General features: G+C 42.1%; 12 protein-coding genes and 6 pseudogenes. 11 read left to right on the forward strand and 7 right to left on the reverse strand.

Features of this window, described 5'->3' with window-relative positions; genetic code table 11:
- Nucleotides 1-267, forward strand: a pseudogene (locus AB6E54_RS21645) (IS4 family transposase); the annotation flags it as partial.
- Nucleotides 268-286: 19 nt separating this feature from the next.
- Here the strand turns inward: AB6E54_RS21645 and AB6E54_RS21650 are convergent.
- A complete protein-coding gene (locus AB6E54_RS21650; protein ID WP_371995773.1) occupies nt 287-1372 on the reverse strand; it encodes a ParB family protein in 1086 nt (361 codons plus the stop codon).
- Nucleotides 1372-2571, reverse strand: a complete 1200-nt coding sequence (locus tag AB6E54_RS21655; RefSeq protein ID WP_016800054.1) for a ParA family protein — start codon at nt 2569-2571, stop codon at nt 1372-1374. Before AB6E54_RS21655 ends, AB6E54_RS21650 begins: the two co-directional genes overlap by 1 nt.
- Nucleotides 2572-2809: 238 nt before the next feature.
- On the opposite strand from AB6E54_RS21655, the gene AB6E54_RS21660 reads away from it, so the two are divergent.
- The 5 genes from AB6E54_RS21660 (at nt 2810) to AB6E54_RS21680 (ending at nt 8479) form a co-directional block, all read left to right on the forward strand.
- Nucleotides 2810-3934, forward strand: coding sequence for a carbohydrate porin (locus AB6E54_RS21660; protein WP_017102338.1), 1125 nt, complete (start codon nt 2810-2812; stop codon nt 3932-3934).
- 146 nt (nt 3935-4080) lie between these two features.
- Nucleotides 4081-5325: a DUF3440 domain-containing protein gene (locus AB6E54_RS21665; protein ID WP_017102339.1), complete on the forward strand. Its 1245-nt coding sequence runs from the start codon at nt 4081-4083 to the stop codon at nt 5323-5325.
- Between the two features lie 5 nt (nt 5326-5330).
- Entirely contained in the window at nt 5331-5969 is a 639-nt protein-coding gene (locus AB6E54_RS21670) for a ParB/RepB/Spo0J family partition protein (RefSeq protein ID WP_017102340.1), read from the forward strand.
- 271 nt (nt 5970-6240) lie between these two features.
- Nucleotides 6241-6507: a transposase gene (locus AB6E54_RS21675; RefSeq protein ID WP_229648116.1), complete on the forward strand. Its 267-nt coding sequence runs from the start codon at nt 6241-6243 to the stop codon at nt 6505-6507.
- 691 nt (nt 6508-7198) lie between these two features.
- Nucleotides 7199-8479, forward strand: coding sequence for an aromatic amino acid transporter (locus AB6E54_RS21680; protein ID WP_029222809.1), 1281 nt, complete (start codon nt 7199-7201; stop codon nt 8477-8479).
- Between the two features lie 1232 nt (nt 8480-9711).
- Here the strand turns inward: AB6E54_RS21680 and AB6E54_RS21685 are convergent.
- The 5 genes and pseudogenes from AB6E54_RS21685 to AB6E54_RS21705 form a co-directional block, all read right to left on the reverse strand.
- Nucleotides 9712-9946, reverse strand: a pseudogene (locus AB6E54_RS21685) (type II toxin-antitoxin system RelE/ParE family toxin); the annotation flags it as partial.
- Nucleotides 9937-10170 (reverse strand): annotated as a pseudogene (locus AB6E54_RS21690) (prevent-host-death family protein); the annotation flags it as partial. The pseudogenes AB6E54_RS21690 and AB6E54_RS21685, both read right to left, overlap by 10 nt.
- A gap of 106 nt (nt 10171-10276) precedes the next feature.
- Nucleotides 10277-10639, reverse strand: a complete 363-nt coding sequence (locus tag AB6E54_RS21695; RefSeq protein WP_016800046.1) for a hypothetical protein — start codon at nt 10637-10639, stop codon at nt 10277-10279.
- A 272-nt stretch (nt 10640-10911) separates the two neighbouring features.
- A complete protein-coding gene (locus AB6E54_RS21700) occupies nt 10912-11304 on the reverse strand; it encodes a Rid family detoxifying hydrolase (protein WP_016800045.1) in 393 nt (130 codons plus the stop codon).
- Nucleotides 11305-11625: 321 nt separating this feature from the next.
- On the reverse strand, nt 11626-12453 hold the full coding sequence (locus tag AB6E54_RS21705) for a CPBP family intramembrane glutamic endopeptidase (RefSeq protein ID WP_016800044.1): 828 nt from the start codon (nt 12451-12453) through the stop codon (nt 11626-11628).
- A 1371-nt stretch (nt 12454-13824) separates the two neighbouring features.
- Here AB6E54_RS21705 and AB6E54_RS21710 point away from each other — a divergent pair.
- From AB6E54_RS21710 to AB6E54_RS21730, 5 genes and pseudogenes are all read left to right on the forward strand, one after another.
- Nucleotides 13825-14308 (forward strand): annotated as a pseudogene (locus AB6E54_RS21710) (integrase core domain-containing protein); the annotation flags it as partial.
- A gap of 1578 nt (nt 14309-15886) precedes the next feature.
- On the forward strand, nt 15887-16396 hold the full coding sequence (locus tag AB6E54_RS21715; RefSeq protein WP_102258285.1) for a hypothetical protein: 510 nt from the start codon (nt 15887-15889) through the stop codon (nt 16394-16396).
- Between the two features lie 766 nt (nt 16397-17162).
- A pseudogene (locus tag AB6E54_RS21720) lies at nt 17163-17588 on the forward strand (RNA-guided endonuclease InsQ/TnpB family protein); the annotation flags it as partial.
- 20 nt (nt 17589-17608) lie between these two features.
- Nucleotides 17609-17752: pseudogene (locus tag AB6E54_RS21725) on the forward strand (zinc ribbon domain-containing protein); the annotation flags it as partial.
- A gap of 722 nt (nt 17753-18474) precedes the next feature.
- Nucleotides 18475-19133: Ig-like domain-containing protein (locus AB6E54_RS21730; protein ID WP_372169037.1), on the forward strand; the 659-nt coding region annotated here is incomplete at its 3' end.

Raw genomic sequence — 19133 nt, forward strand, 5'->3', positions numbered from 1 at the left:
TCTGCTTCAATTTAAAGGGAAATTACCTTCCTTATCAACTGAGTTTTAACGGCACATTAGCTCATGTATCGGCGTTACTTGTAGGCTTACCTTACTCAACACCAGGAGCAATACCTCGTCAGTTAAAGGGGTTTCACAACATGGCTGAAAGCTTAATACTTGAAGGGCGAAGGGAAAGAACATTCCCTAGAACAGTTAAGCCTAGACCACAGCCGGTATGCTAAGAACAAAAATGCCGTTCACTCACAAGTGAACGGCATTACCTAATTTGAGAGCCTTTATCTTTTTATAAAGTTGATTGGTGGTGTTTACCTAACACTGATTGGATAGCTTTATCGAGTTCAGCTTGGACATCCTTTGATAAGCGACCAAATTCATACGAAAAGTTTCGACCTTTAACACGCTTACGAGCAAACATACCTTTACTGTCGAACTCTGCTAGAGGAGTAATGACAGCTTTGTCTAATTCTTGCTTGGCTTCAACGATCTTTAACTCAACTTTAATGTAAGCAATCAGAGCGTCTTTAGCGTCTTCTTGGCTCTGCTCAGCCTGAGCGTTGACAGCATTATCGGCTATTTTTTTAATGAAGCTGCTCAAGGCTTTCTTGTCATCGGCGAACGCTTTCATCACCTTAGCCAAGAGGGAGTAATCAGCATGAGACAAGTCGTTAACGACAGGGAATAGGGCAATCAGCTTACTGTCAATACTGGCTGCTTTCAGCGCTCGACCTACCGCTTGACGGCTAATATTTAAGATTTTTGCCGCATCTTCTTGAGTTAGCTCACCGTTCTTCATCAGAGTTTGACATTGCAAACCAATTTCACGCTGGTTGTGCTCTTTGGCGGTTTGCAGCTGCTTAGCCAGCGCTTTGGCATCGGTGGTAGAAAGCTCGTTTTGAGTGACTAGAATTCGGAATGTTTTTACACGACCTTCTTGAAATAAAAACCAAGCACGACGGCGAGAGCCATCAAGAATATCAATGCGACCATTAATTTCTCGGCCAACGGCTGGATAGAACTGCTGAAACTCTAACGAGTTCAAATCTTCCAATGATTCTTTGGTTAACAGAGACTGGTCACGACCATTAACATCAAAGGTCACAAATGAGTTCTGCTTAACTTGTTCGTGTGACAGTGTAACTTCATTGAAAATGGCAGTTGAACCAGAAGCTAATTGCCAAACCATTTTCTGGCCAACAGACTCTAATCCAAACTTAGTTCTAAGGTAGTCTTCAGCGTTTTGCCCGCTTTTCTCTAGCTCGGTGCTGAGTTGACTTGTTAGAGTGTCTAAATTTGCTTTGGCCGCTGATTGCTGCGCTTGAGCTGAACCAGGAGCATTGCCTAAAGGGCTCCCGCCACGTTTCTTCGCCATTATTTGTTCTCCTGTTCACGCCAAACGTTCAGAATATCGCGCAAGATCTGACTTGTAACTTCATAGCTGTTTTGTTGCGCGCTTTGGAAAGTTGCTTTGCTTTTCGGGTATTCACTTTTCGACATATCAAACACCGTCGAGAGTAGGGAAGATGACTGACGAACGGCCTCACTATGCTTAAACTCTTTTGAGTACAAGTAAGGAGAGAAGTTGTCGTACAGGTTGTTCATTAATTCGGTAGTGGTTGAGCTATCACGATGGTTAGTCAGTAAGATCTTCATGAAGTCGTAGCCTTCATGGTTGGCGTTCTCTAACAGGGCCCACACCTGAGGAATGTAGCTGAAGTAAGAGCAGGTAGCATCAATGTCGTTTTCGGTAATCGACAATGGGAAGACCACATTCGTTGCGGCAAAATACGCATTGAAGGTTGCATAACCTAGTGAAGGAGGGGTGTCGATAATAATGATATCAAACTCATCTTTTACACTATCGATGATGTCTTTAAGTAGTGAATAAGGTGAATTTAAGGTTTGACTGAATACTTGCTCATGAAACCAGCCTTCCATCGCTCGGTCACTTTGCGCGGCAGGCAAAATGCGCAGGTTTGGAATGGTAGTTTCAAGAAAGGCTTCAGAGATGACTTGATCAACGGTTTCGCCTTCATCGAGGTCGAACGTTTTCATCATCAAGTCACCAACAGACAAGTTACCTTCTTGCTCGGCTTCGGGCGCGTAGTACATCGATAGCGTGGCTTGGCCATCCATATCGATTAGACCAACACGATACTCTTGATGAAACTCGGTCGCTAAACCTGATGCGATAGTCGCGGCAGAAACGGTTTTACCAACACCGCCTTTTTGGTTCTGGATAACCATCACTTGCGCCTTTTGCTGCTCACTGCGTATGAACTTAGCGTCTTTACGTAGATTATCTGGTAGTAAGTTACGTACCTTGTACATTTCCGCGATATCGATCGACCATTGTGAGTCTTCATGACGACGGGGATCTATCGCAGCGGCGGTAACATACCGATCAAGCGTTTTTGCATCAATGCCAAGGTAGGCCGAGGCTTCTGCTCGGGTAAAGTTACGCAGCTCTTTGCGATGATTGGCCAGTAAACGTTGATTACGACGCTGAATGTAAGCGTCTGCACCGATTTTAAGCGCTTGAAATGTGTTTGTAGTGTTTTGATTATCCATTTCTGCCTCCGGGTAGGGATAAGAAATAGTATATACCTCAATTTTTGATGTTGGTATAAAAAATTGAGGTGTTTTCGATTTTAAATAAATGATTGTGACAGGTTGATAAAGGAGAGCGCTTAAATTACCTATTAATTACGAGTATTCATTTTTCAAATCCCTCTTAATAACTCCTGACTAACAATGAAAGTTGAGCTGAGTCGTACAACTTCGATGAAAAAAAAAGGAAGTTATTGATATGATTGAGAATGTAGCATTTACGAAAAAGACTAAGCGTTTTTGGCTAACGCTTGTGGGATCGGTTGTGTTTGTTACGCCAACGTTGATTCATGCGGCTGAAGACCAGGATTTAAAGGGAGCTGTGGATTATTATGTTTTTGGTTTAACGTCCAGTGAGAGCTTGCCGAACAAAGACAGCAGTGCGGCAGCTGGTATTGCACGGATTACATTGAATTGGCGAGCTTACCAAAAAGAGAGTGATACCGGAGCTTTGCAGCTGAGGGTTGATCATAAGCACGGTTATACAGAGAGTACGCCCTCTGAATTTGTCATGGAGAATGTCGGAGGGTTTGGTGTAATCCAACCAGCTTTTAGTGATATAGGTTTAAGGTTAACGAATCTTTATTGGACACAAACCTTTAATAAACAATCTACTGATATGATGGTTGGTTTTTTAGATGCAACTGATTATGTTGATACTTATCAGTTGGGTAACCCTTACTATGGTTTTTCTAACTTACAGTTTAGTACCGGTTCCGGTTCTATCCCAATCCCAGATGAATCAACATTCGGCGGCGTTCTACGCCATATGATGTCGGAAAACTATTATTTTTATGCAAGTTTCTCTGATGCAAAAGCTGATTCGACTAAGCCTTTCGATGGTGTTGAACAGTTCATCAATGATAATCAATATTTTAAGTCCCTAGAAATAGGTTGGGTGGAGTCGAAAGACGATTTTTATTTGAAGAATTCACACCTAACAGTTTGGCACAGTGATGGAAAAGAGAAAGCTAGCGAAAACTATGGCGCAAATTGGTCGTCCATATATAAAACCGGCTCATGGATACCATTTTTCAGAGCCGGTGTCGCGCAAGGACCTGAGGCTCTATACAAATCTTCGGTCGTGTTTGGTACTGGGTATGAGGCAGGACCTGGCATGCTAGGCATCGCCTTGGGTTGGGCTAAGCCCAACTCTGCTAATGTAGCTGATGACTCTTACAACTCTGAAATCTATTACCGAATGAACTGGGGTGCGCTCTCGTTAACTCCTAATGTTCAATATCTTTATTCTTTACCGAAGAACTCAGAAGCTGATGACAGTTGGATTATTGGTTTAAGAGGTAATCTTCACTTTAGTTTCTAGTCTCTCAAAGCTCTCCCGAGCTTGAAATTCGGAAGAGCTTTTCTTCAATATTGCCCTTATAAATAAATTAATTATTAATAATTAATTTATAAAAAATGCAAAAGTTATTTATTTTTATTTGAGTAGTTAATGACATTGTGGAAATCATGATTGCCAATAAAAAAAGAAGAGAAGGCGATTTCTCTCGAGATAAAATTCAGCAAAAATACAATGTGCTTGAAGGCGCTCGACAAAGAATTTGCTATCTTTTCGACAACTTTAACCATTTCTATGTTTCCTTCTCTGGAGGGAAAGACTCTGGCGTCCTTTTAAATCTGACTATTCAAGAAGCGAAAAAGCGTGGTCGATTACCTGTCGATGTACTCATCGTGGACTTTGAAGCTCAGTATCATGAAACTCATGCCTTCATTGAGCGCATGGTACTGGACGGAGAAATTAACCCCTATTGGGTTTGTTTACCGCTCAGCTTAAGGAATTCAATCTCACAGTTTCAGCCTAAATGGCTTTGTTGGGATCCTGCTAAAGAAGCGCAATGGGTCAGGGACCGACCACCGCATAAAGGCGTGATTTCAAACCCGGATGTATTCCCTTTTTTCCAAAACGGGATGGAGTTTGAAGACTTTGTTTTTAAGTTTGCTCATTGGTACCAAAAGGAAAGGGGTGAGCCAATCGCTGTGTTAATCGGTATACGTGCTGATGAATCTTTACATCGCTTCAATACCATTAAAAATAGGTCCAAAAAAAAATTTTCAGATAAATATTGGACGACTAAAATGCAGCCAAATGTGTATATGGCTTATCCCTTATACGATTGGAAAACTAAAGATATTTGGGTTGCGAATTACCGCTTTAGTTGGGATTACAACCGTATTTACGACTTAATGCATAAGGCCGGCGTCCCTCTTTCACAGCAGCGGCTTTGCCAACCTTTTGGCGATGAGCAAAGAAAAGGGCTGTGGCTATATCAAATATTAGAACCTGATACCTGGCAAAAATTAGTTGCCAGAGTAGAAGGATGTAACTTTGGTGCTCGATACTCAAAAAGTCAGGGGCGTATCCTTGGTTATTATCGCTTTGAATTACCACCGGGGCTTAGCTACCGGCAATACAGTAAATACCTTCTGAAAACCATGCCGCCACATGTAGAAAAACATTACCGAGACCGAATTTTTAAGTTCTTACAGTGGTGGCGTAAAAACGGTCCTCAAAAAGGAGTGACCTGCATCCCTGATTACGCAGAGAGTAAATTGGAATCTAGGAAGCAAGTTCCTAGTTGGAGAAGAATTTGTAAAGTACTGATTAAAAATGACTATTGGTGCCGAGGACTCTCTTTTGGGTACAACAAGTCCTTAGCAAAACAATACCATGCCCTCTATGGAGAAGAAGAGTGATACGAATGGAAAGTGAACCTACTCTAGCTTATCAGCATCGCACCAAGAAGCCGTTGAAATCTATCAATAACACGGACAAACAAGTCATTGATAAGGTCGCAATTTACAATAAAGCAGCCAAAGTACTCATCGAGCTTATTCCTGATTTACCGCCAGCTTGTCATGTTGAAATGATCCCACTTGATGAAATAGAAGCTAATCAATACAACCCAAATAAAATGGCGCCTCCAGAAAGCAAACTCCTAAAAACGTCGATGGAGAAAAATGGTTTAACTATGCCTATTTTGGTTAATCGTTTGAATACTTCGGTCAAAAAATACGTTGTCATCGATGGGTTTCATCGTTATCAATTATTATTGAACCACCCAGAGCTGCAAACCCTAACGGGGTACATCCCCGCGGTGGTCCTTAATTTGCCTGAAGAAAATTGCATATCGACTTCTGTTCGCCATAACCTGGCGCGTGGCTCACACCAAGTTGAACTGATTGCAGATCTGATTATTCAACTCAAAGAGATGGGATGGGCAAATCATAAAATTTGTTACGAATTGGGAATGGATAAAGATGAAGTTCTACGATTACAGCAAGTCACAGGCCTCGCTGCTGCCTTTAAAGATCAAGAATTTTCACAGTCCTGGGAGTAATTGATTTTTTAGCAATCACGCCGTAAACCCTCGCCAGCTCTGAGGGCGGGGAGATAAGGCGAAAGTGCGATAGCACTTTAAGATAGACAGCCCGAAGCAGTTGATATACGACTGTTCATGAATACAGTTAAGGATTTTGAGTGTTAAGAGCAACTAAGGCACGCATTTACCCAACGTAAGAGCAATCTGAGTTTTTAATAGCTCAGTTTGGCGTTGTGCGAACCACAAAGCTCTACATTTAAAGTCGCATATGTACCGCAAGCTTCCGAAAATGAAACCTGTAGAGGCGAACATTCACCGTGAAATTGTAGGTAAAGTTAAAAGTATTACTGTCAGGTTGAGTAAAACAGGTAAGTTCTACGCATCTATCCTTGTTGATGATGGAGTGGAAGCGCCTAGTTTGCTTCATACAGTGAGTAAGGTGACAGGTATTGATCTTGGTCTGTCTCACTTTACTATTGAATCGAACGGCAGAAAGACAGCTAACCCCAGATTTATAAAGCGTGCTGAGAAGAACCTCAGACGTAAGCAGAAGTAGTTATCTCGTAAAGCTAGATTGCTATTAGCTAAATGCGATGAAAAAGTCGCTAACGCTCGCGCTGATTTTCAACACAAACTCTCTCGAACTCTCGTAGACAAAAACCACGCTGACCCCCCAAAAGATAGACGTTATTCTGTTAAGTGTAAGTGGTCAACATTTCGGACACTGATTTAAGCCTATTTTCGGCATTTACTGGCGACAGCCCATGAGTTGCGTGCTGAGGCCGAGGCCGATTGTAGTAACTCATCAAGTAATAGCTCATATCTTTCCTTGCCTGAAATTGTGGCATCAGGCTTATCTGATAAAGACCATTCCACAACGCGTCGGCTTAAGTAGGTCTACTTCGAACCAGACCCAATCTAAGTAAGATCATCGCGTCTAGCCTCTCCAATTTTGCATGTTTATATCGATGCGAACCTGGCTGATTACTCATTAACCAGCTTCACGCATTCTCTGACGAACCTTAAATCCCCCCCGATTTTGACACCTTCTGCACTCAACATCGAAACAATATTTTTTAGTTAGGTTAACTAGGTAGAAATATTAGGCTAATTTAGAATTTAATTAATATGTCATTCCTAAAATTAAGTTCTAGATTCTAGGTTCTAGCGCTTTTTTGTGCCTCCTAGCTTGTAAGGGGAGCAGTCTAAAAGAGCAATTGAACTAAAGAAAAGAAAGGTATTTATTTATGTCTAGTATGAAACAGGTAAGGAGCACAACCCCGCCTTCAATGATTGGAGGAGCCTGTATTGTCGCTTGTATTTGCGTCGGCGCTGGTATGCTTGGACTTCCCGCTGCAGGGGCTGGGGTCTGGACCATCGGTGCTTTAATGGCTTTGCTCTTCACTATGCTCATTATGACAACCAGTGGTTGTCTGTTACTCGAAGTTTTAAAAGATTATCCATACAGGTCGTCTTTTTCTTCCATCACAAAAGATTTGTTAGGAAAAGAGGTTAATTTTTTTAATAACTTAATGATCTACTTTGTGGGAGGGATTTTACTGTACGCTTACATCACTTCATCTGGACTGATCATTAAGGAGTACTTTGGCCTTTCCCCTAAACTAGCTTCTATCCTTTTTGTGCTTATCTTTTCTGGACTAGTTTGGCATTCAACAAAAACAGTTGACCGCATTTCCATGGTGTTGATGCTATTTATGATTATCAGCTTTATTTTTGGGACTGCTGGCCTTTGGTTTAATGTTAATCTTGTTACTTTGTTGGATACTGCTCACTTAAAGTTTGAGTATGCGCAATACGTATGGGGGTTTTTCCCTATTGCTTTAACTTCATTTGGATACCAGCACAGCGTCTCCACTCTGCGAGACTACTACCTTGATGAAAGGCTCGCACAAAGGGCGATTGTAGGCGGAACGCTCATGGCGTTCTTTATCTACACCATTTGGCTATTAAGTATCTATGGTAATTTACCAAGAATTAGCTTCGGCCCTATAATTGCAGAAGGTGGAAATATAGACATCTTACTCATCAGCTTAAAAGCAGTGTTGGCTGAAGAAACCCTATCAAATGTCATTAGTGCTTTTTCAGCGGCGGCCATTTTGTCGAGTTTTATTGGGGTAGGGTTGGGTGTGTTTGATTTTTTGGCCGATCTTTTTCAATTTGATGCTACCTCCAAAGGAAGAACCAAGACCTGGGCGGTTACATTTATTCCGCCTCTTATTTTTTCTCTTCTTTTTCCTTTTGGTTTTCTTAGCGCAATTGGTTATGCAGCGTCTGCCGCTGCGATTTGGGCATGTATCGTACCGGCATTGTTAGTAAGGAAATCGAGACTACAAAGACCAGCGTTTAACAACCTTGAAGAGAGTGAAGAAGATCAGAAAAAATCGAAGGCTTACCAAGTGCCTGGAGGAGAGTTGGTGTTGGTTGGTGTGTTTATCTACGGTGTGAGCATCATCGTTATCAACGTACTAGTCCTGTTCGAAGCGCTGCCCGTTTTTGACGGCGTCTAGCCTTATTAATTTTAAAATTACCCATCCAAAAGATTCAAATCACGGTCAAGGACGAGCAACCCGAGCGCTGAGGGGCGTGGTTATTTGCCGATCGAGCCCTATTAGGACGGTTTTAAAATAAACTCTAGCGGCAAAATCTTGGGTTCCGAGTAAATTTAAATAAAGTAAGCATGAACAAGAAGGATTAGTGATGAAAGTGAGTGTCTATATCGATCAAGTGTTGTTCAAACAAGCACTCAGAGCCGCCAAAAGCTCTGGACTGACCCCGTCCCAAACCATTGCCCATTGGGCGGCAATGGGTCAATTCATGGAAACCAAATCCCTCGGATCGCTGAGGCTCATACAGAGTGGCCCTAGAAAGAAGTAAATTTCCAGCGTTTTCATCGCTCTGGCGAAACCTTGGAGCCCCAGTAAACATCGTTAATAAAGACATTGAAAAGCCGAGCCAGCCCTCGGCCTTTCGATAGCGTTGCCGACGGAACTTGAATGTTCCGTACACAGATGGCCAGAGAAGAATGGCTCTTATGGATGTTTGAAATTCTTGAGAACCAAGTGATAGACAGAAACTCTGAAGCGCCGGCGGATTGCGTGGTGATTTCTGGCGCAATTTTACTCGACGTCCAAAAGAAATGAAGCGTTGGGAAGTATGAATAGAACTCCCCATGCTCCTTGGTGAGCGCAGTTAATTCGGGGACGGTTAGCTTTGCTAAATCCTTGCAATAACGGTCATATTGTCTACCAACACTGTCATTTTTCTCGCACCATCTTGTTGTCGAAAATTTGCATAATGTCCGTCCATCGGGGCATTCTACTCTAGCGCTTGAATGCTTTTTGCGTAAGACCGCACCACATTATATTTCATCTCATTAACGGTATAATTGAGTTTTTTAAAATCCAAACTTGGGGAAGAACTAAAATACTTACCGTTTGTGTCGCCAAGTTAAGCCTTCTATCACTTTAAGCAATCGCTTTTCGTATTGTTCCGCTCCGTCTCATTAAGTGAGCAACACATTTTCAGCGGTGGTGTTCGTGATAGTTAATAACGGGCTGATGAGCCTCTGGGCCTCAACAGAAAACGTCACTTTGCCTTGTTTTATAACGATAATTTTTCCCGTCTCAGCCGTATAGCCGTGGGGTCGTTCATTAAGGTAAACTGATCACGGTCGAGTACTTCAAGAGCGTCTTGAGACGTTTTTAGTTCAACGGTTAGTTCAGCTGAACTAAAGATGCACACCTTTAGCTTGGTAAAAAACACGGCAAGGATTAACCACGAATTCACGAGAATTGAGGTGTTTAAGATCAGGAGGAAGACGCCCCGCCCAGACTCGGGAAATTAGCTGAGGCGTTCGACTCTTTCGAAGATGTTTTGAACGAGTTGTTTGGCAGCGAGCAGGTTTTCAAGGGCAATGTATTCCGCGAATTATTGAGAGTCGATAACGCGGGCTCACTCCAAATCCCTTCAGCCATTTTGACATTTTTCCTTGCTTCATCAGGACCCAGTGCTTTGCCTTTGAGATTGCGAGTTCACCGCCAGCAAGCCCTTCGAGAATAGCCAAACGGTTTTGCATAAACTGGTGTCCACATCAACCAGATACGTAGAGGGGGTCCCATGTTCGGTGAACAGCACTGGCTAGGTCTGTGAGGGTTTTGGTCGCTTGACGCTTAAGGGAAGTAATAAGCTCGACTTTCATGAGAAGGACTCCAACAGAAGACTCAAGTGATACTATTGAATCACTTGAGTCTAGTAAGTTTAGTGGAGAGAAATGCAAAGCGTTGGGAGTTACACTAAACAGTTTGTTATGCCTTTAATTGATAGGTCGCCTTTGAGGTGTATTCTGCCACACCTAAAATGCTAAAAACCCCGCCTATTGTTGTAAAATTGCACGCCCCTTCTTTTGCACAAGCAGAGAGGTTTTTATTAAACCAAGCTCTCGTAAAATAACCCGATTCTTTTAAATGTACGTAAGCGAACTGGAATTCAGAGAGAGTCACTCCTTTTTCATAGAAAGACGCTTTTTTAGAATGAGAGGGAATACGATAGATTAACGCCTCTTCACCTCTTCGTATGCCGAGACCTTTGATTACAAAGTCAGTTTTCATTTCTGGTTTTTGAATAACTCGACCTACTTCTTTAGCCAGTTCTCGGATGACCTTTTCCATTTTTCCTCCTGAGGTATAGATGGCCTTGTTAGGTGTCTTATTTTCGATGTTTTAGTAGTTCTACAACATGCTCTTTAATTTTGCTATCGCAAGGAAGTTGAGCACAGTACCTTCTTGAAACCAATAGAAGGTACTATCTAAGTTTGATTTTAAGGAATCAATTTGCTCAGTAGTTAAGCGTACCAAATATGCTCTCATTCGGATTTTTCGCGCTGTTGATGACAATTACGACATAGGCACCCTGGAGCTAAAAAATTACGAAACGTTAACGGCTAAGGTGCGACAGCAACGGCCTCTATCTCAATCATGGCATTGAGAGGGAGTTTTGACACTTCGATACAGGTTCTTGCGGGAAAATAATTGGCACCATGTTTAATGAAAAAATCATTATAAATTTCATTCACAATTGAAAAGCTCACCATATCGGTAAGATAAACGGTTGTTTTCACTACGTCTGACACATCAGTATTCGCATGTAGCAAAATGGCTCTCATGTTCTCTAGGCATTGAGTCGTTTGTTTTTCAAGGCAGGATTTAACCATCAAGCCTGATTGTGAGTGAAGCGGTAGCTGTCCGGAAGTGAAAATTAGCCCTCCAGAAATCACCCCTTGAGAGTATGGGCCAATAGCTTTAGGGGCTGACTGAGTTTCAATTATTTTTCGCATATTATTTAACCATAGGTTTTTGATGAATCAACAAAGCTATAGGATTGGGTAAAAAAACACTTATTATTTAACTATAATTAAAAATGAGATTTGAAGGGAACGGAGAAGCTAGGCAAGACAATTGCTTGCTTAGACCACTCACTAACTTTTAAATATCCTTTCCTTACTCCCTCTTGGCAGCACTGTTTTCATTGTGAAAATCGCGTAGCGTTCATTTCACTTTTATGATGGAGGAGAAAAGTGGCTGACAACCAAAGCACGCTAAAACTCAACCAAGTGAATTTAAAATAAAGGCGTAAAGTAGACCGCCCCGTATAAACCTTACCTCTCCTTAAACCCTCTACGCTGATAATCAATAAATAGTGAAAAAATCACTAGATACCCCACTTGCAACGCAATAATACTAATATCAACCGCCTCCCAAGGGTTAAAGTGAAGCTGAGTGCTTAAATAATAGACAAGATCATAAAGTAAAATAAACAGGTTATGGCAAGCATGAATGACAATGACTACTCCTAGGCGGCGATATCGCTCAAAGACCCAACATAGAAACGCCCCAGACATAAATGCGTCCAGCGCCCACTGGTGTATTGAAGCAAATATTAAGCTTGAGAGTAATGCGGCGTTAGTAACCCCAAAAATGGACCTGAAAATAACAAACAACAAATAACGAAACAGGAGCTCCTCTATCACGGGAGAAATGAGCACACCGTCTAGAGCGCTTCGCAACACACTCGACCAATCAATTACTCCATCAGAGGCCGAAAATAAAGGGGTAAAATTGTAGGATTGGGCCTGCCAAGATCCCGGGGAAAACCAATCAAAAATAATATATTGAAGATAATTTGATACGGAATTTAATGAAATCACCCCAATCAATATCAACGCGCCTTCACCCCATGTACATACGTTTCTGGGCCAAGAGGTTAAGTACTGCTTCCAATGCTTATCTCGCCGAGCACTAACAAATAGCACGAAAAAAGCGATAACAGGTAGAAAATAGTAGGCGAAAGCAGAGTAGAGTGCTCGATCCAAAGTCGGATTTAATGCCCACTCTCGGGTAATGCTCAGGTAGTAATCAAGCAGGACATAACTTGGAAAGAAATAGCCTATGTAAACCACCACCACAGCTGAAATCATTAACCGCATCGTAAACTCCAAAAAATTAATAACCATAAGGCAGTTTTTGCCGCTTTTATCATGTTGGTCGTTTAAGCTCACTTCGCGAACGTGCTGCGCTGGTAAGGCTCACTATAACGAGCCCTTTGCAAGAGAGGTGCACTCTATCAAGCGAATCTGGGAGCTAGCTTTTAATCCCACGGCCTAGGGTTACCCCCCAAAATTTTCCAACCTTATGAAGAGTAATTAATAATTTCATAGTTAAATTCCCCCTCTATTTAACTGGAGAGCGAAACCAATGTTTTAGGTTTTAAAGGAGTTATCTTCCCAAATAAATTGAATGGAATGTTAGAGTTTTTTCTATGGTTTAATTATTTAATTATAGGTAATTAAATAAAAATTTAATTTTTTGAATCGGTCATTGAAGCAGCCCAATTCATGGATGTGGGTAAGTCTACGTGGGTTCGCTAACTAAAAGCAAAACGCCAGGAAAAACTCCGAAATTCTCACTTAGGACGCCTGAACATTTAGGTTGGCTCATTTGTCCGGATTATACTTGTATCAGCCTCAGAGCAAAGCAAGTCGAGGTCTCATGCAAGACAAAAACGTGCGTAGAGATAAGTGCTCCCGATCTTACTCAAACAAATACGGGGAGCTGGAGGCGGTGCTTATGACGCGAGATTGCGCCGCTTTCTTGGAACGTGGTCACCCTAGAGCTATTGATTCTAGTTGCTATGAAGACTGGGATGAAAAAAGGGGCGAGGTTGGGAAGACATCAAAACTATACAAAGAACCCCCTACTTTAGTCGGTGGTTTAGGGCTAGAATCACAAGCGCGAGGGTTCAACCGTGAAGGGTCTGAGACGCAGGGGGCGCTGGCATACTGGTTCCTTCGCTGCCATTTTTGAGTCTTACACTCAAACCAGGACCTCGATTCGTCCCTGACCAGTAATTTATCCTGAGCGCCTAGACTCGCACGATAAACATATTACCGTATGTATTAAATAACCCTTTTAACTCCTTTTTTTTGTAAAACCAATATTTTCTCCGCCGAGGCTATTTAGGAATATTTTTGATGGTGAGTTGATAAACATCTTCCTACTCCCAGTATCGAAGCTCTCAAGACATGAAGATCCAGTAACTCTACATGTGAACACATTCACGTCGATTGTGTGAGTGGTGATACCTCCATCTTCAGCTGTCGTGACTGTCGTGCTGCCAACCGCAACCCCTGACAACCAGCCAGTAGGTGTCATCGTTGCCGTGCTCAGCTCATTCGACGTCCACGTCAAGGAATCGCTTACATCGTATGAAGTGTTATCGCTGTATGTTGCCGTCGCCATTAATGACCTTCCACAACGGAATTTATGAGGGGGTGACCGCAAGCGAGGTGAGGACCGCAGCGGTAAGCAATGGCTCTTCGGGAGCGAGAACTATTGCTGATCTGGTGATAAATCAAGGCGTAGCTCTGAGCCGTTATCTAGCAACAAAGCTAATGAAAACGCTTGGTTCGATTAGCTGTCAATTACCGAGACATCAGTATAGGAAAGCCTAAAGGGGCTACATTCCACAGCGAGCAAGATAGTCACTAGATGAGTAGAAAATATCGTCAGTTACTGTGGCGTTTTCAGATAAAACAAAGTTTATCTCGACGAGGAAATTGCTGGGAGAATGCTCCAATGGAACGTTTCTTTAGAAGCTTAAAGACGGAGTGGATCCCAACAGTAGGTTATCGTAGCTTTTCTGAGGCTCAACAATAAATTATCCAATACATCATTGGCTATTACAGCCAATTGAGGCCACATCACTATAATGGTGGCCTCACACCTAATGAATCAGAGAGATTGTCTTGGGTACCCTCTAAAACCGTGGCCAATTTCAGTTGACCACTACACATAGCAAAAAATTATAAGCAACCTACTTTTGTAGGTTTGATACTAGGATGAATAACTGTCCCATTAGTATGGGCTAGAGACACTGGTTCAGTTTCTAGAACTGTGCACTTAGGTCCTAAGCGCTTATATATTTTAGGATGCATCTGAGAGAGAATCGAGGTAAAACTTTTATAGTCAGGACTTTCTAAATGCACCGCGCGACAAGTTCCAATAGGAAAGTACGTATGTATTGCCTCAGGGGCTAAAGCCGAATCCTCATAGATGTCACTTAGCTTTACTTTTACCGGGTTCAACTCACATCCCTCAAACGTCCCATTTTTCTTGTACCTATAGTCACTAGGCTTCTCTGTTAAAGGATTAAAAGTATGGCCATAGTAAGAGTCTGTACAATTTCCTCCAATATACTTGTTGTCCTTGTCATAAAGACATAAGCGCGTACGCATGATTAAGCTGTTGTAGCAAGACGGGACTCTAAGATTTCTTACGGTGGTTTTCTTGCCTATTGGTATGAAACCACCTCTGGACCCCTGACAAGTTGCGCTCGTTCCACCGGAATCAAAATATTGATAACCCAACTTCCCACCTCTCAGAGAATCTAAAATGAGGTCATCAAGATAGGTGAGCTCCCGAGTATCTTTCTCTCTAAGTATAGGGTAGAGAAATGCTTGATCACTCAATTGTGGTCCCTCATAAAATGTCACGTAACTATTTGATAAATCGATCGCTCTAGCATTAAAGGAGAGAAAAAAACAACTCAAATAGAACAGTATTCTTGTCCTTGTGTACATATATTACTACCTTTGATTAAAATCAGTTAAACGAGGCTCCACCTAACTCTTAATGCAGACCGAATACTAATAAATTAACTATCAATTATGTTTTCCTTACAAGTGAGTCCAATCGAGTATTGAGAATGACATTTCTTTGATTTTACTAGTCTTTTAAATCAAAAATTTTGCGATTAGGTGGTGGGTTGGCATTAATTGAAGCGATAGCAAGATAAGAAAGTTTAGATTATTGTTATTTTTAGCCTGTATTTTGGGGGTGACAGGACCCCTGTAAAAGAGAAATTTGATATTAATGTAAATACAGTGTGGTTAAATCTACACCCCAACCCCTGCAATCGTGGGTCGGCTGACATTTTGGATTGATGAAAAAGTGATCCAACAATGGCAACGGACCAAGCAAGGTGATCGTGGAAGACCTCGTTTGTTTAGCTAATCACTTTACCGGAGCAAAAGGTAGCCTCATCACCCCTCTAGAATTGTCTGAGGCTGGCTTTGAGATGAAGAACGTCCTATTTCGAAGGCGTGGCCAGAACGCTTGCGCTTCCTCACTCCTTTCACTGACTTTAATTAAGTTCGAGTAAAGGCTTATTGTCTTATGTGCCTATTTCCCTTTCGACTCACATCATTTGATGGGCTCACAGGCTGTTAACCGTGATCGTTCTGAACCCCAATGACAAGGGTATATGAACGCTTCGCGCCCTTGTCCTTGAGAACCAAGAACGTTTGCCGGACAGCCAAGCGGCTCCATAAAAGTGATACTCAAACAGAAAGGAAACTCCTCATGGTACAACGACACTCAAGCCTAACTCTCTCTAAATCAAAGTTCAGCGACCAGCGTTTCGCCGCTGGGCACGAAAGCTCACCAAAAAATGATGTCTCTAGATCTTTGGCGGTCTTGAAGTTGCGCTATCAAGTCAAAAAGTGTCGTGATGAGGCGAAAAGAAAGTCTGATTGGGTTTCCAAAATCCAGCGTTTAAAAATGTTCAGTCGTCGTCAGTCGCCAGAGCAACAGGCTGATATCGCGTCGTTAAAAGGCCAAGGGTTCGTTGAAGCTATCAAGCAGCAGTTTCCGCAATTGGTGTCGCGTCGTTTTGCTTTCCATGAAATCCGTGACTTTTTCATTGAATTAAATGGCGCTGGCTTTGGTGAATGGTTTCTTCACGAGCGAGCGGATCACATTATTCTGTACACCACTTACGGGTCTGTGTTTCCAGCGTTGCGATTCGTGCAAACGGAGGAGGGGACGTTTAAGTGCTCAGGGTTTTGTTTTGATGTGCGTTTTGGCGTTTAGAGGGTCACATGAAAATACGTTCTACGGTTTCCTCTGACATATCCAGGCACGTGATTTGGGTGAATTCAATCGACTTCTTAATACTAAAGGCACCGGGGGGAGGGGTGAGTATCAGAGTGTGTGACTGTGCTACCACCATTAAACAAATGCGAGAAGACGACGCCTATGCGAAGAAAACGGAAAAGACGACAGAAACAACCTCCGAGCATCGCGCGTCGGCCAAAGGTTTACTCTCTTGTCTGTATAACGATTAAGGTCGGCTGATGCGCGACGGCATCAAACCCTCATAAGGTAAGGCCATCAATAGGTCTGAATTTTGTTTCGATATTCCAGTCGTTTTCGGCATTCAATCGGTTCGGGTTTGTTATACGAGCAACGCTTTTGCTCTTTGTGAGCACCAGGCGATTATGCGTATTGTAACTACCAAGTAACTTTGTCTTGGAGTGGTGATTTTTTCAAAACTTACTGAATCCTAAAAAGGACATCAAGCCACTACTTGCAGTTGCCAAGAAATCGCGTAAATACCACTGGTTGAAGCAAGATGATTCAACCGTCTTGCAGCAATCTGTACTCAATCGTCACCAAGCCTTTGATAACTTCTTTAATCCGAAGTTGAAAGCCAAGTACCCACATTCAAACGTAGACACGGTAAGCAATCGAGCTATCACTGTGTTGGTGTAAAAGTCTTTGATGGTGCATCAAACTCCCGAAAATAAAGCCTGTAGAGGCGAATAATCACCGTGAGATTGTAGGCAAGGTTAAGAGCATTACGTTAAGCAAGGTAACTGGTATTGATCTAGGTCTATTTCATTTTGCTATTGAATCGAACGGTAGAAAGACAGCTAACCCAAGATTTGTAAAACGTGCTGAGAAGAATCTCAGACGAAAGCAGCGTCAGCTATCTAGAAAAGCAAAAGGCAGTGCCAATCGAGCAAAAACTAGATTGCTCGTTGCCAAATGCCACGAAAAAGTGGCTAACGCTCGTGCTGATTTTCAACATAAGCTTTCTCGAACTCTCGTTGACGAAAACCAAGCGGTGATAATTGAGACATTGAAATCAACAAACATGATGAAAAGCCGCAAACTGGCGAAACACATAGCGGACGCCTCATGGCATAGTTTTGTCTTTAAGTTGGAGTACAAACTAAAAGAGCAAGGCAAATATCTAGTTAAACTAAATCAGTGGGATGCAAGCTCTAAACGTGCTGTTGTTGCGGTCATAAAGTGGAAGAAATGCCCTTATCGGTTTGCAAGTGGGATTGTCCATCAGGCGGCACTACAGACATAAATCGTGACTTAAACGCCGCCCTTAATATCCGTGATAAAGGCCTTCTAGAATTAAAGGCGGTTGGATAATCGTCTCTGCTTATGGAAGCTGCGTAAGTCTTGATACTATCGAGCAATGGCTAACGAAATAAGAAGCATCGCCCAATAGGCGGTGAGTAGTCACTTAGATAGATATGCTGAAAACCCAAGCAAACGAGGGAAGAGCTCCTAGTTTTTTAAGGACTTAATAGCATTTTTCTAGCTAGGCATAGACCTTCGGATCTTGTCACTTTGGGCAAAAAGTAAAAATAGAGTAAAGCAGATGATGGCAAGTCCTAAAGATATTCCTAGTATTAATAAGCTTTCTTCACATATTAGAGGTAAGGCTATTGATAAAAAAGCGAGCAGGACAACAAATAGTTCACATCCTCCCCCGAAAATAGGATGCTGATGACGAAATACTGCCCATTGATAAACCATTGTTGATAATCTCCTTGCAGCTGAGCTCAGCTTAGTTCTTTCTCTTTAGTTAAAATACGTTAACACTATCAATACTGTATGGGGGGGGATTTTTATTATTTATTTTTAATTAATTATCTGCCAATTTTAAACGCTAAAGTTAGTACTATTTGAAAGCGAAATACAGGGTTTATTCATGATTATATTTATAAATAAAGATAATTAATTAAAAATATAAAATCATTGCTTTATGTTAAATAATTGATTAATTATCTTAAATGATTGTCATTTCCTCTGCTATTAATCGAATTTATAAGAATCATTTTTAATTTATAACCATACTAGCTATAGCCATGAATAAAATTATCTCCCTTTATATATTAATTATACTCTTCTTGGCAGGTTGTAATTTAGAATTGTCAGAAGAGGTTGATGTAAAACCAGCAATAACATTAGAACGGATCGATATTAGCGTCTCCTCATCAGGAATTCGGGGAACAAGTAAATTAACGATGAGGAAGGGGAACAAAAAAGCTTTCGTCGCAGTAGGTTATTATTCTGATCACTCTTCAAAGGTGCTAACTGATTTAAGCATTTGGCGCTCTAATAACAAGAACATTGGATATTTTGTAGAACCGGGACAATTAATTGGCAAAGCGTTAGGATTTATAAAGATCACAGCCACTAAAGATGGAGTCACCAGTAACACAGTGGACGTGGAGGTGACCAATGCCATCGTCACCTCGCTCACCGTCACGCCTTCACAGGTCTTAGTCGCGAAAGGTCAAACACAACAGTTACTTGCAACAGCGACCTACAGTGATGGGACCTCATCAGATGTCAGCCGTTCGGTCACGTGGACACCGGATGAACCACAGACAGCAACGGTCACGCCTACTGGTTTATTGTCTGGGGACACAGTCGCCACCACGACGGTTGAGGCTTTCCTAGACGGAGTCACCAGTAACACAGTGGACGTGGAGGTGACCAATGCCATCGTCACCTCGCGCGC

Source organism: Vibrio sp. 10N.247.311.49 (genome assembly GCF_041467655.1).
GTDB lineage: Bacteria > Pseudomonadota > Gammaproteobacteria > Enterobacterales > Vibrionaceae > Vibrio > Vibrio crassostreae_C.

Excerpts from the sequence above, each read along its gene's own strand:
- AB6E54_RS21665 (WP_017102339.1), top strand. The coding sequence starts at position 4,081 with ATGATTGCCAATAAAAAAAGAAGAGAAGGCGATTTCTCTCGAGATAAA.
- AB6E54_RS21670 (WP_017102340.1), top strand. The coding sequence starts at position 5,331 with ATGGAAAGTGAACCTACTCTAGCTTATCAGCATCGCACCAAGAAGCCG.
- AB6E54_RS21680 (WP_029222809.1), top strand. The coding sequence starts at position 7,199 with ATGTCTAGTATGAAACAGGTAAGGAGCACAACCCCGCCTTCAATGATT.
- AB6E54_RS21650 (WP_371995773.1), bottom strand. The coding sequence starts at position 1,372 with ATGGCGAAGAAACGTGGCGGGAGCCCTTTAGGCAATGCTCCTGGTTCA.
- AB6E54_RS21700 (WP_016800045.1), bottom strand. The coding sequence starts at position 11,304 with ATGCGAAAAATAATTGAAACTCAGTCAGCCCCTAAAGCTATTGGCCCA.
- AB6E54_RS21705 (WP_016800044.1), bottom strand. The coding sequence starts at position 12,453 with ATGCGGTTAATGATTTCAGCTGTGGTGGTGGTTTACATAGGCTATTTC.
- AB6E54_RS21695 (WP_016800046.1), bottom strand. The coding sequence starts at position 10,639 with ATGGAAAAGGTCATCCGAGAACTGGCTAAAGAAGTAGGTCGAGTTATT.
- AB6E54_RS21660 (WP_017102338.1), top strand. The coding sequence starts at position 2,810 with ATGATTGAGAATGTAGCATTTACGAAAAAGACTAAGCGTTTTTGGCTA.
- AB6E54_RS21675 (WP_229648116.1), top strand. The coding sequence starts at position 6,241 with ATGAAACCTGTAGAGGCGAACATTCACCGTGAAATTGTAGGTAAAGTT.
- AB6E54_RS21715 (WP_102258285.1), top strand. The coding sequence starts at position 15,887 with ATGGTACAACGACACTCAAGCCTAACTCTCTCTAAATCAAAGTTCAGC.
- AB6E54_RS21655 (WP_016800054.1), bottom strand. The coding sequence starts at position 2,571 with ATGGATAATCAAAACACTACAAACACATTTCAAGCGCTTAAAATCGGT.